The sequence below is a fragment of the Streptococcus oralis subsp. tigurinus genome (assembly GCF_002093575.1).
Lineage (GTDB): Bacteria > Bacillota > Bacilli > Lactobacillales > Streptococcaceae > Streptococcus > Streptococcus oralis_CH.
This window is the reverse complement of the sequence record NZ_LNVH01000001.1, coordinates 455,250-467,595: the sequence shown is the minus strand read 5'-3', so window position 1 is coordinate 467,595 and position 12,346 is coordinate 455,250. Positions and strand designations below refer to the sequence as shown.

At 40.2% G+C, this 12,346-nt stretch carries 15 protein-coding genes and 1 pseudogene; 10 read left to right on the top strand and 6 right to left on the bottom strand.

The window, feature by feature from the left end:
* Positions 1-7: 7 nt before the first annotated feature.
* Positions 8-1,354, bottom strand: a complete 1,347-nt coding sequence (gene gdhA / locus ATE37_RS02345) for an NADP-specific glutamate dehydrogenase (protein ID WP_084867525.1) — start codon at positions 1,352-1,354, stop codon at positions 8-10.
* A 231-nt stretch (positions 1,355-1,585) separates the two neighbouring features.
* On the opposite strand from gdhA, the gene ATE37_RS02340 reads away from it, so the two are divergent.
* From ATE37_RS02340 to ATE37_RS02310, 7 genes are all read left to right on the top strand, one after another.
* Positions 1,586-2,521 (top strand): dihydroorotate oxidase, encoded by a 936-nt coding sequence (locus ATE37_RS02340; RefSeq protein WP_084867524.1) that lies wholly within the window; start codon positions 1,586-1,588, stop codon positions 2,519-2,521.
* Positions 2,522-2,553: 32 nt separating this feature from the next.
* Positions 2,554-3,588 carry a DNA polymerase III subunit delta gene (holA, locus tag ATE37_RS02335; protein ID WP_084867522.1) on the top strand — a complete coding sequence of 345 codons (1,035 nt, stop codon included), beginning with the start codon at positions 2,554-2,556 and terminating at the stop codon, positions 3,586-3,588.
* A gap of 72 nt (positions 3,589-3,660) precedes the next feature.
* Positions 3,661-4,266, top strand: a complete 606-nt coding sequence (gene sodA, locus ATE37_RS02330; protein WP_084867521.1) for a superoxide dismutase SodA — start codon at positions 3,661-3,663, stop codon at positions 4,264-4,266.
* Between the two features lie 154 nt (positions 4,267-4,420).
* Positions 4,421-4,951: a YutD family protein gene (locus ATE37_RS02325; protein WP_084867519.1), complete on the top strand. Its 531-nt coding sequence runs from the start codon at positions 4,421-4,423 to the stop codon at positions 4,949-4,951.
* 20 nt (positions 4,952-4,971) lie between these two features.
* Positions 4,972-6,057, top strand: coding sequence for a dual-specificity RNA methyltransferase RlmN (rlmN, locus tag ATE37_RS02320; RefSeq protein WP_000804762.1), 1,086 nt, complete (start codon positions 4,972-4,974; stop codon positions 6,055-6,057).
* 1 nt (position 6,058) lies between these two features.
* The gene (locus ATE37_RS02315) at positions 6,059-6,538 is read left to right on the top strand and encodes a VanZ family protein (protein WP_084867518.1); all 480 of its coding nucleotides are present in this window, start codon (positions 6,059-6,061) and stop codon (positions 6,536-6,538) included.
* A 1-nt stretch (position 6,539) separates the two neighbouring features.
* Positions 6,540-8,081 (top strand): ABC-F family ATP-binding cassette domain-containing protein, encoded by a 1,542-nt coding sequence (locus tag ATE37_RS02310; RefSeq protein ID WP_084867516.1) that lies wholly within the window; start codon positions 6,540-6,542, stop codon positions 8,079-8,081.
* Positions 8,082-8,135: 54 nt separating this feature from the next.
* On the opposite strand, the gene ATE37_RS02305 is transcribed toward ATE37_RS02310, so the two are convergent.
* The 5 genes and pseudogenes from ATE37_RS02305 to ATE37_RS02285 all read right to left on the bottom strand — a co-directional run bounded on the left by ATE37_RS02305 (position 8,136) and on the right by ATE37_RS02285 (position 11,241).
* A complete protein-coding gene (locus ATE37_RS02305; protein ID WP_084867514.1) occupies positions 8,136-8,939 on the bottom strand; it encodes a peptidylprolyl isomerase in 804 nt (267 codons plus the stop codon).
* A gap of 108 nt (positions 8,940-9,047) precedes the next feature.
* Positions 9,048-9,257 (bottom strand): hypothetical protein, encoded by a 210-nt coding sequence (locus tag ATE37_RS02300; protein ID WP_084867513.1) that lies wholly within the window; start codon positions 9,255-9,257, stop codon positions 9,048-9,050.
* Positions 9,258-9,534: 277 nt separating this feature from the next.
* The gene (locus ATE37_RS02295) at positions 9,535-9,759 is read right to left on the bottom strand and encodes a helix-turn-helix transcriptional regulator (protein WP_001041097.1); all 225 of its coding nucleotides are present in this window, start codon (positions 9,757-9,759) and stop codon (positions 9,535-9,537) included.
* A 2-nt stretch (positions 9,760-9,761) separates the two neighbouring features.
* Positions 9,762-10,358: a hypothetical protein gene (locus ATE37_RS02290; protein WP_084867511.1), complete on the bottom strand. Its 597-nt coding sequence runs from the start codon at positions 10,356-10,358 to the stop codon at positions 9,762-9,764.
* Positions 10,359-11,034: 676 nt separating this feature from the next.
* A pseudogene (locus ATE37_RS02285) lies at positions 11,035-11,241 on the bottom strand (hypothetical protein).
* Between the two features lie 175 nt (positions 11,242-11,416).
* Between ATE37_RS02285 and rpsP the strand changes: the two are divergent.
* Genes rpsP through ATE37_RS02270 form a run of 3 tightly spaced genes read left to right on the top strand, consistent with a single transcriptional unit; the run spans position 11,417 to position 12,319 of the window.
* Positions 11,417-11,689, top strand: a complete 273-nt coding sequence (rpsP, locus tag ATE37_RS02280; RefSeq protein WP_000268760.1) for a 30S ribosomal protein S16 — start codon at positions 11,417-11,419, stop codon at positions 11,687-11,689.
* A 19-nt stretch (positions 11,690-11,708) separates the two neighbouring features.
* The gene (gene kphA, locus ATE37_RS02275; RefSeq protein WP_000379617.1) at positions 11,709-11,948 is read left to right on the top strand and encodes an RNA-binding protein KphA; all 240 of its coding nucleotides are present in this window, start codon (positions 11,709-11,711) and stop codon (positions 11,946-11,948) included.
* A 41-nt stretch (positions 11,949-11,989) separates the two neighbouring features.
* A complete protein-coding gene (locus ATE37_RS02270) occupies positions 11,990-12,319 on the top strand; it encodes a MazG nucleotide pyrophosphohydrolase domain-containing protein (protein ID WP_084867636.1) in 330 nt (109 codons plus the stop codon).
* Positions 12,320-12,346: the final 27 nt, after the last annotated feature.

The window sequence follows — 12,346 nt, the reverse complement described above, 5'->3', positions numbered from 1 at the left end:
CGACTAATTAAACAATACCTTGTGCAATCATAGCGTTTGCTACGTTTTCGAAGGCAGCGATATTTGCTCCTGCAAGGTAGTCAGTACCAAGACCGTATGTTTCAGCAGTTGTTTTAGCTGTGTTGAAGATGTTGGTCATGATGTCTTTGAGACGGCCGTCAACTTCTTCACGTGTCCATGAAAGGCGAAGGCTGTTTTGGCTCATTTCAAGTGCAGATACAGCTACACCACCAGCGTTGGCAGCTTTGGCAGGTCCGTAAAGGATTCCGTTTTCTTTGTAGACTTTAATCGCATCAAGGTCACTAGGCATGTTAGCACCTTCTGATACGCAGATAACTCCTTGAGCAACCAAACGTTTAGCTGCGTCACCATTGATTTCGTTTTGAGTTGCACATGGAAGAGCGATATCGTAGTTTCCAGCGTAAGTCCATACAGAACCTTCATGGTAAGTAGCAGTGGCTTTTTCAGCAGCGTATTCAGTCAAACGTGCACGACGGTTATTCTTCACATCTGCTAGAAGGTCGAAGTCGATACCATTTTCGTCAATGACATAACCATTTGAGTCAGATACAGAGATAACAGTTGCACCAAGTTTAGTCGCTTTTTGAAGAGCGTATTGGGCTACGTTACCAGAACCTGAAATCACAACCTTCTTACCAGCAAAGCTGTTACCGTTGGCTTTGAGCATTTCTTCAGTATAGTAAACCAAACCGTAACCAGTTGCTTCTGGACGAATCAAGCTACCACCGAATCCAAGAGGTTTACCAGTCAAGACACCAGCATCAAATTGGTTAAGACGTTTGTATTGTCCGTATAGGTAACCAATTTCACGTCCACCAACACCGATATCGCCAGCTGGGACGTCAAGAGATGGTCCGATGTATTTTTGCAATTCAGTCATGAAGCTTTGACAGAAGCGCATCACTTCAGCATCAGTCTTTCCTTTAGGATCGAAGTCTGATCCACCTTTACCTCCACCGATTGGAAGTCCAGTCAAGACGTTTTTAAAGATTTGTTCGAAGCCGAGGAATTTCAAGATCCCTTGGTTTACAGTTGGGTGGAAACGAAGTCCGCCTTTATATGGTCCAACAGCTGAGTTGAATTGAACACGGTAACCACGGTTGACTTGGACTTTGCCTTCACGGTCAACCCAAGGAACTCGGAAAGAAATTACGCGCTCAGGCTCAGTGATACGTGCCAAAATGTTTTCTTCGATATACTCAGGGTGTTTTTCAAATACAGGTTCCAAAGTGCTGAAGAATTCTTCAACCGCCTGGAGAAATTCAGCCTCATGCCCGTTACGAGCTTTTACAGTTTCAAACACGCTTTGGATATATTCTTTAGCAGATGTCATATCGTTCTCCTTTTGTTGTCATATTTTATTACATGAGCCATTATAGCAGAATTTTTTTTCACTGTAAAGAAAAAAACGAAAATTTTCTAAAAATTCTTTCAATTTACATTCAGTCAATACTAAGAGCATTATCAAAAAACGAACGTTTTCTCTAGAAATAACTTTCTCAAAGAGAAAATCTTAAAGTATGGTATAATATTAGAAATAAAAGGAATCTGGAGGATTAGAATCATGGTATCAACGAAAACACAAATAGCTGGCTTTGAGTTTGACAATTGCTTGATGAATGCAGCGGGTGTGGCTTGTATGACGATAGAGGAACTAGAAGGGGTCAAAAACTCAGCGGCGGGTACTTTTGTCACGAAGACAGCGACCTTGGACTTTCGTCAGGGCAATCCTGAGCCACGTTACCAGGATGTTCCACTTGGTTCTATCAACTCTATGGGCTTGCCAAATAATGGCTTAGACTACTATCTGGACTATCTTTTAGACTTGCAGGAAAAAGAGCCAAACAGAACTTTCTTCCTTTCCCTAGTAGGTATGTCTCCAGAGGAAACTCATACCATTTTGAAAAAAGTCCAAGAGAGTGAGTTTAAAGGACTAACAGAACTCAATCTCTCTTGTCCAAATGTTCCAGGGAAGCCACAGATTGCCTATGATTTTGAGACAACAGACCGTATCTTGGAAGAAGTATTTGCCTACTTTACCAAACCTCTTGGGATTAAATTGCCACCATATTTTGATATTGTTCACTTTGACCAAGCGGCAGCTATTTTCAACAAGTATCCGCTCAAGTTTGTCAACTGTGTGAACTCTATCGGGAACGGCCTTTATATAGAAGACGAGTCGGTCGTGATTCGTCCTAAAAATGGTTTTGGTGGCATTGGTGGAGAGTATATCAAACCGACTGCTCTTGCTAATGTGCACGCCTTTTATCAACGCTTAAATCCGCAAATCAAAATCATCGGAACGGGTGGCGTTCTAACGGGTCGTGATGCCTTTGAACACATCCTTTGCGGTGCTAGTATGGTGCAAGTAGGAACGACGCTCCACAAGGAAGGCGTTAGAGCTTTTGAGCGCATTACCAATGAACTAAAAGCAATTATGGCAGAAAAAGGGTACAAAAACCTAGAAGATTTCCGTGGGAAATTGCGCTATATTGATTAAGTTTAATAAAAAATCAGAAGAAAGGAGAGAAGATGCTAGCCATTGAAGACAGTCAGAAGTTGACTTTATCAAATCTATCTAGCTTGAACCTATTTACAGGGACAGATCAGGGTCAGTTTGAAGTTATGAAGAGTCAAGTGTTGAAGCAGATTGGTTATGATTCAGCTGATCTCAATTTTGCTTACTTTGATATGAAAGAAGTAGCTTATAAAGACTTAGAGTTGGAGTTGGTCAGTCTCCCTTTCTTTGCGGATGAAAAAGTCGTGATATTAGACCATTTTGTCGATATTACAACAGCCAAGAAACGCTTTTTAACAGATGATGAGCTCAAGTCCTTTGAGGCATACCTTGATAACCCTTCGCCAACAACCAAGTTGTTGATTTTTGCTGAAGGAAAGTTAGATAGTAAAAGACGGCTGGTCAAATTGCTCAAACGAGATGCGACAGTATTTGATGCTATTGAACCCAAGGAACAAGAGATTCGTCAGTATTTCCAAAAATGGAGTCAGACACAAGGTTTGCAGTTTGTGGGGCAATCCTTTGAAAATCTACTTCTCAAATCTGGTTTTCAATTTAGTGAAATCCAGAAAAATCTCCTCTTTTTACAGTCTTATAAGTCAGACGGTGTGATTGAGGAGAAGGACATTGTCGAAGCTATTCCCAAGACCTTGCAGGACAATATTTTTGATTTGACTCAGTTTATCTTGGGTAAAAAGATTGACCAGGCGCGTGACTTGGTTAGAGATTTGACCTTGCAAGGGGAGGACGAAATCAAGCTCATAGCTGTCATGTTAGGACAGTTTCGAACCTTTACCCAGGTGAAAATTTTATCAGATACTGGTCAGACGGAATCGCAGATCGCAAGCAGTCTGGGAACTTACTTGGGGCGCAATCCTAATCCTTATCAAATCAAGTTCGCATTAAGAGATTCGAGAGGGATTTCCTTGGCCTTTCTCAAACAAGCAATTTCTTATTTAATTGAAGCAGACTATCAGATTAAAACAGGGGTCTATGAAAAAGGCTACCTTTTTGAGAGAGCGCTGTTACAGATATCTAGCCAAGCGTAATGAGCATAAAACTTGAAAAAAAAGGATGATTGCGTTATCATTTTCATATAGAAAGAAAAAGAGGTATTATAGATGGCAATTATCTTACCAGACCTTCCATACGCGTATGACGCCTTGGAACCATACATCGATGCTGAAACAATGCACTTGCACCATGACAAGCACCATCAAACCTACGTCAACAATGCGAATGCTGCTCTTGAAAAACACCCTGAAATCGGTGAAGACCTTGAAGCTTTGCTTGCTGATGTAGAATCTATCCCAGCTGATATCCGCCAAGCGCTTATCAACAACGGTGGTGGACACTTGAACCACGCTCTTTTCTGGGAATTAATGACTCCTGAAAAGACGGCTCCTTCAGCAGAACTTGCAGCAGCAATCGATGCAACATTTGGTTCATTTGAAGAGTTCCAAGCAGCCTTTACAGCAGCAGCTACAACTCGCTTTGGTTCTGGCTGGGCATGGTTGGTTGTCAACAAAGAAGGAAAGCTTGAAGTGACTTCAACAGCAAACCAAGACACACCAATCTCAGAAGGTAAAAAACCAATCTTGGGCTTGGATGTTTGGGAACATGCTTACTACGTGAAATACCGAAACGTGCGTCCTGCCTACATCAAAGCTTTCTTCTCGGTTATTAACTGGAACAAAGTAGATGAGCTTTACGCAGCAGCTAAATAAAAAATAGGAAGGGAAGAGTCATTCTTCTCTTTTTTGGTTTATATGGCAGAAGTCTGACAAAATCGTCAGACTTTTTTCATTTTTATGAGAAACGTGCTAACTGCTAGAAATTATGGTAAAATAGAGTGTTAAGTAATCGTGAAAAAGGAAGACTATGCGTAAAGAAATTGCACCTGAATTATACAACTATAACAAGTTTCCTGGCCCAGAATTTCATATAAATGGGGATAAGGTTGAGACTGAAGGGATTGCTTTTACCTTGGTTGAAAATATCAAGGATGCTTTCGATGTGACAGTCTTTAATCAGCGCTTCTCAGAAGTGTTGACCAAGTTTGATTATGTCGTGGGTGACTGGAGCAATGAACAGCTCCGCCTACGTGGCTTTTATAAAGACGACCGAACAGAGGAAAAAAATGAAAAGATTAGTCGCTTACAGGATTATCTTTTAGAGTACTGTAGTTATGGTTGTGCCTATTTTGTTCTAGAAAATCAAGCACCGAAACGGGCTTCATTTGACAAGAAAATGCGTAAAAAGGAAGAGGAAAACCTTCCTAGAAGAAGCAAGAAACCTTCGCAAAGCAAGAGAAAACCAAATACGGATAAGCGAAATAGACGTCGTCATAAGGACCAAAAGTCTCAGAAAGAGGACAAGGGACAGCGCCATTTTGTCATTCGTCAGAAATAGATAGAGAATAAGGAGAAGAGATGAAACCGTCTATTTATAGTTTAACACGTCAAACCATGCAAGAATGGGTATTAGAACAAGGAGAAAAGAAATTCCGAGCAGATCAAATCTGGGAATGGCTCTATCGTAAACGTGTCCAGTCATTTGAAGAAATGACCAACCTTTCCAAGGATTTGATTGCCAAGCTTAATGACCAGTTTGTGGTCAATCCATTGAAACAGCGGATTGTACAAGAGTCTGCTGATGGTACTGTTAAGTATCTTTTTGAGTTGCCAGATGGCATGTTGATTGAGACAGTACTCATGCGTCAACACTACGGTTTGTCAGTCTGTGTGACCACTCAGGTTGGCTGTAATATTGGTTGTACTTTCTGTGCATCAGGCTTGATCAAGAAACAACGTGACCTTAATAACGGTGAAATTGTAGCGCAGATTATGCTAGTTCAGAAATACTTTGATGAGCGTGGTCAGGATGAGCGTGTCAGTCATATCGTTGTTATGGGAATTGGTGAACCATTTGATAACTACAACAATGTATTGAATTTCGTTCGTACCATCAATGATGACAAGGGGATGGCTATCGGTGCTCGTCACATCACAGTTTCAACTTCAGGTTTGGCTCATAAAATTCGTGACTTTGCTAATGAAGGCGTACAGGTCAATCTCGCTGTTTCCCTTCACGCTCCCAATAATGAATTGCGTTCAAGCATCATGAAAATTAACCGTGCCTTTCCGATTGAAAAGCTCTTTGCAGCCATTGAGTACTATATCGAAACAACCAATCGCCGTGTGACCTTTGAATACATCATGCTCAATGAAGTCAACGATGGTGTTGAACAAGCCTTGGAGTTGGCTGAGTTGCTCAAGAACATCAAGAAATTGTCTTATGTAAACTTGATTCCTTATAATCCAGTTAGTGAACATGACCAATATAGCCGTAGTCCTAAAGAGCGCGTGATGGCCTTCTACGATACCCTCAAGAAAAAAGGGGTCAATTGTGTTGTTCGTCAAGAGCATGGTACAGATATTGATGCAGCTTGTGGACAATTACGCTCCAATACAATGAAACGTGACCGCCAGAAGGCAGTCGCAGCGGTAAATCCATAAAATGACTAAAAAAAGAGAATTAATCTTAAGATTGGGAGTGGCTGTCTACAGCCTTTGCATTGTCTGTTTTTGCTTCACTCCGCAGCCTCAACTTCCTACAGGAGTGGAAACTCCAGGTATTCAAACTTTTGGACGCCTGGTTTTTCTTTTAACTCCCTTAAATTCCTTTTGGAAACTGGGTGAAGTGACTAGTGTGGGACAAGTCCTTTGGCTCTTTTTGCAGAACATTTTAAATGTCTTCTTGCTCTTCCCTCTGGTCTTTCAACTCATCTATCTCCGTCCGAACTTGCGACAAACGAAAAAAATCCTCCTTCTCAGCTTTCTACTGAGCTTAGGAATTGAATGTACACAGCTGGTCTTAGACTTTTTCTTTGATTTTAATCGGGTCTTTGAGATTGATGATTTGTGGACCAATACCCTGGGAGGTTATCTGGCTTGGCTCCTCTATAAAGGACTGCATAAAAACAAGATAAGGAATTAGAATGAGTATTTTAGAAGTTAAAAACTTAAGTCACGGTTTTGGTGACCGTGCAATTTTTGAAGATGTGTCCTTCCGTCTTCTCAAGGGTGAACACATCGGCTTAGTCGGTGCCAATGGTGAAGGGAAATCAACCTTTATGAGCATCGTGACTGGTAAGATGTTGCCAGATGAAGGAAAGGTTGAGTGGTCTAAGTATGTGACTGCTGGCTACCTAGACCAGCACGCTGTGCTAAAGGAAGGTCAAACTGTTCGTGATGTACTCCGTACGGCCTTTGATGAGCTTTTCAAAGCAGAAGCTCGTATCAATGACCTCTATATGGAAATGGCCGAGGACGGGGCGGATATTGATGCACTTATGGAAGAAGTTGGTGAACTCCAAGATCGTTTGGAAAGTCGAGATTTCTATACCTTGGATGCTAAGATTGATGAAGTAGCGCGTGCTCTCGGTGTCATGGACTTTGGCATGGATACGGATGTAACTGCCTTATCAGGCGGTCAAAGAACCAAGGTCCTCTTGACCAAACTCCTTCTTGAAAAACCAGATATCTTGTTACTGGACGAGCCAACCAACTACTTGGATGCTGAACACATTGACTGGCTCAAGCGTTATCTCCAAAACTATGAGAATGCCTTTGTCCTCATTTCTCACGATATTCCTTTCCTCAACGACGTGATCAATATCGTCTATCATGTGGAAAATCAACAGCTGACGCGTTATTCTGGTGACTACTACCAGTTCCAAGAAGTCTATGCCATGAAGAAATCTCAGTTGGAAGCGGCCTACGAACGTCAGCAGAAAGAGATAGCGGACCTCAAGGACTTTGTCGCTCGAAACAAAGCGCGTGTCGCAACGCGTAATATGGCCATGTCCCGTCAAAAGAAATTGGATAAGATGGATATTATCGAACTGCAAAGTGAGAAGCCAAAACCATCCTTTGATTTCAAACCAGCTCGTACTCCTGGGCGTTTTATTTTCCAAGCCAAGGACTTGCAGATTGGTTATGACCGTCCTCTTACCAAGCCCTTAAACCTCACCTTTGAGCGCAATCAAAAGGTTGCCATTATCGGGGCAAATGGTATCGGGAAAACAACTCTCTTGAAGTCTCTCTTGGGAATTATTCCACCAATTGCTGGAGAAGTCGAACGAGGTGACTACTTAGAACTTGGTTACTTTGAGCAGGAAGTAGAAGGAGGCAATCGCCAAACACCACTAGAGGCTGTCTGGAATGCCTTTCCTGCCCTTAACCAAGCAGAAGTCCGTGCAGCCCTTGCCCGCTGTGGTTTGACAACTAAGCATATCGAAAGTCAGATTCAAGTCTTGTCAGGTGGGGAACAGGCCAAGGTACGTTTCTGTCTCTTGATGAATCGTGAAAATAACGTCTTGGTGCTTGATGAGCCGACCAATCACCTAGATGTGGATGCCAAGGAAGAACTCAAGCGTGCGCTTAAAGAGTACAAAGGGAGCATCCTTATGGTTTGCCATGAGCCGGATTTCTATGAAGGCTGGATGGACCAAATCTGGGATTTTAACAAGCTAACTTAAAATGAGGGAAAAAGAAATACAGTATCGAATGCGGATACTGTATTTTTTAGGTTTTTAAGATTTAAAATCGTAATCTTTCACCACTTCGATACTATCAATGGTGATAGCAGACGTTGGTTTGTCTTTCTCATCTTTTTCAGCTTTGGCAATCTTGTCAACAACGTCCATACCATCGATGACTTGACCAAAAACAGGGTGTTTACCATCTAGGCTAGGATTTCCACCTTCTTTATAGGCTTCAATGATTTTCTTTGGATACTTGCTTGTAGGGAGTTTAGCAGAAATGTCTGTCGAGTTTTGGTTGATGAAGAACTGGCTACCGTTGGTGTTTGGTTGACCAGTGTTAGCCATAGCAAGGGCTCCGCGGATATTGTATAGGTAAGGAGAGATTTCATTTTTGAAACCAGTTCCCTTGTCCTTCGTTTTGTCCTTATCATGCCATATAGATTGGCCCCCTGTACCATCTCCCTTAGGATCTCCAGTTTGGACCATAAAGCCATCAATAACACGGTGGAAGGTGATGCCGTTATAATAGCCTTCCTTAGCGTGAGTAAGGAAGTTTTCAACCGCAAGAGGTGCTAGTTTTGGAAAGAGTTTGATGCGGATATCGCCTTGATTTGTGTGTAAAATGACCTCAGCTTCATCTTCAGCAACTTCCTTAGAAAGTTGAGGGAAGTTGGCATTTTCATTGGTCAAAGCGTCATTCAAATCTTTGGCAGCCTGAGCAGCTGCTTTTGAGCTTTCTTCAGCAGAGATACTTGAGTCGACATATTCATCACCACGGAGACCACGTTGGATACTAGTACATCCAGCAAGGGCTACCGTTGATAGTAAAAGAAGGGTTGCTAGTTTTTTCATTGTTAACCTCTCAAAAATTCATTTCTACCATTGTACCTTAAAAGGAGCTTGATTTCAAATGTAAAAGATAAGGCAAGTTTTCAGAAAATAAATCTACAGACTGCTTGTTTAGAGATTTTTCTTTGGATGACGGTCGATAATTTTCTGATATTGTTCCAGTATCTGCTCTTCCTTTGGAGTCAAATTGTAGCCTCGAATCGAAAAGTGACTAGCTAATTCCTCTTCTGATAAGTTTTCATGAAGAGCTTGAACAAGATCAGCCGCTTTCATCTTAGAAAGTCCTGTAACTCCCTTACTTTTGAGGATATGCTTTTTCATTATATCATTCAGATGGTCGAGTGAATCGAAGGCAGTTTCGATAATAGTATAGCCTTTTTCTACCAGACTGCTTAAATGTTTTGGTGCATCAATGCCATAAGTATACTCAAAATACTTTGGAAACCAGATCTTAAGAAAGCTCGTAAAGCATCACGATTTAGTAAACGTTAATTAGAAAGAATTACTATATTTTAAAAGAGCACATTTTCAACGGATTTTTTCTTTCAGCTTCAATTCCTAATTAATCAATGAACTTAATACTAGGTCTCAAAAAGAATTATGCTTCCTCTTTCTGTCTGAGTTCAAAGAGGTCTTCTACTTTCAGATTAAAAACTTGAGCAATTTTAAGAGCCATTTCCAGCGAAGGATTGTAACGGTTATTTTCCAAGTGTAGAATTGTCTCACGTCGCATGCCTATGAGGTCGGCTAACTCCTGCTGGGTCATGCCTGTGGACTCACGAACAGATTTGAGATTAGTAATAATCTTGCTTTCTTTGGCCATGCTTATCCTCTCCGTTCCAAGATAAGATAGACAACCGCAAAGATGCAAATCAAGGCAGCTATGCTAATAAAGATCTGGCCCATGTAAAGAGTGAGAGACCCCATATACCCAATGATAACTGCTAGGATCATCAGTGCGCCTAGTATAAAAACAAACATCAAGCTAGCTGCCTTGGCTAAATTAGCATAAAAGCGTTCGTCCGGAGTTTCCTTGACATTTTTCAAACAGAAAAAACCAAATACAATCACTTCAATAACGAGGCCAATTCCCAAAATCCATTCTTTAATACCAGAACTTTCGCTTGGGGTCGCAACCCAAATCCCTACTGTATAAAATATGCTTGCTGCAAACAAAAGTATCGTGTAAAGCTTAGCAGACAAGTCAAAAATAGTCTTTCCTTTACCTTTCTGACTCTTATGAGGCCATGGTTTCATATGTAGCCAGCCCCAAATAGCTACAATCTGACCTAACACTGAAATACCAGCAATAACTAACTTGGGTCCCCAACTAAGATTAGAACCAAATAAAACAGTAAAATCAATAAAGAGAGCTGCGGAAATCATTGTAATGAGGCCACCCGTTTTTTGACTTTTTTTCATGATAGACTCCTTTCCTTATGTTAGAAATATTTAACAATCTTTATGTTATAAATATATCACACTTAAATTTAGAAATCAAGAATTTATGTGCAAAGGTGCAATTATTTGAAAAAATTTTTTAATGAAAGCCTTCGCTAGTCAAACAACTAAAGAATTCTTTGAAGTAATGCATCGGATTTGGTTTGGATAGTTTCGTTAATAATATTTGATGATAAAGAATTTTTGGAAAATCTAGATACTGTATGAATCTCCACTTTTTTTAGACTGTTATAAAGTCTGTCAGAATAAGCATTGTAGGTGTAGAAGTTAATTTTTACAGAACTAAATTATTCCCCTATTTAGAATCTATTAATTCATATTTTATAAATTAATTAGTAGATATTGTTCTTAAAATCCTTGATATTTCGCTGTTTTTAGTCCAATTGAAATCTATACTTTCCAAACTAGATCTTATGAAAGCTCGTAAAGCTAGCCAGTTCTCTAAACGTTAAGAACTAGCTACAATACAGCATTTACAATACTTCATGGTTCACACCATGAGGTGTTTTTGATGCTTTTAAGCAAAATTCACACCATTTAATTGAAAGTTATTTAAATTAGATAAAAATTTGTTTTCTGAAAAAGTGGGAAAACATTGATTTTAAGCGAATTTTGAATCATATTAGAATGGGAGTTTTTAAAATAATGTTTCGGTTGTAAAAGTGCCAAACTGGATTCTCCATAGGAGAATGATATCTCCTGCTAGTAAATCATCTGCTAATAAGTCCATTTTTCATTTGGGAACGGGCTTGGGATTTAGTATCCAAGCTTGGACATCACGATTTGGAGAGATATAGGACTTGACAGGGTAATCTTTATAGATAGTATCAAAAGTAGTATTCATAAAGTTTCTCTTTCTAACTTATACCAATTTGTCTACATATTTCTAAAAAATAAAAAAATTAAGTTCTGTCAAGTTTTTTTCTTGACACCTCTCGGAAATCTGCTATAATAGAACATGTGCTAAATAGCTCAGCTATTTCACCGAAATAAAAAAATAAGAAAAGAGACATTAAAAAATGGCAGTTAAAATCCGTTTGACTCGTATGGGTTCTAAGAAAAAACCTTTCTACCGTATCAACGTAGCAGACTCACGTTCACCACGTGACGGACGTTTTATCGAAACAGTTGGGACTTACAACCCACTTGTTGCTGAAAACCAAGTAACTTTGAAAGAAGACCGCGTTCTTGCATGGTTGGCTGATGGAGCTCAACCTTCAGATACAGTTCGCAATATCCTTTCAAAAGAAGGCGTATTGAAAAAATTCCACGATTCTAAATTCTCAAAATAAGTTTAAAGTAGGTTGACAGATGGATACGATTGAAAATCTCATTATTGCAATTGTGAAACCTTTGATTTCACAACCTGATGCCTTAACTATCAAGATTGAAGACACACCAGAGTTTTTGGAGTATCACTTGGATCTTGACCAAAGCGATGTCGGTCGTGTTATCGGTCGTAAGGGTCGCACTATTTCAGCGATAAGAACGATTGTCTACTCTGTCCCAACTGAAGACAAAAAAGTAAGAATCGTTATCGATGAAAAATAAAGAAAGCGGGACAGATGTCTCGCTTTTTTGTGGAGGAGAAGATGAAGGATTTAACCTTTAGACAATTGCAAGCTTACTTACTCGAACATTACCAGCAATCTCGGACCGAGGAAGGCCTCTTTATCAAGTTAGTGGAGGAAGTTGGAGAAGTAGCTGAGGTCTTGAATGGGCGCTCTGGTCGAAAAGAGGGCGTCCAGGACTCAAACGAGGAACTTGCCAAAGAACTAGCTGATATTATTCACTACACTGTCGCAATTGCGGCCATCAACGATATCGATCTAACCAAAACCATCTTTGGCAAAGATAAGAAGGCCGCCATCAAGTACCAACATGAACGTGATTTGGAAAAGTTTTTAGACTCTCAAAGCTGATTGCAGTCACTGTTCTTCAACTTGAGA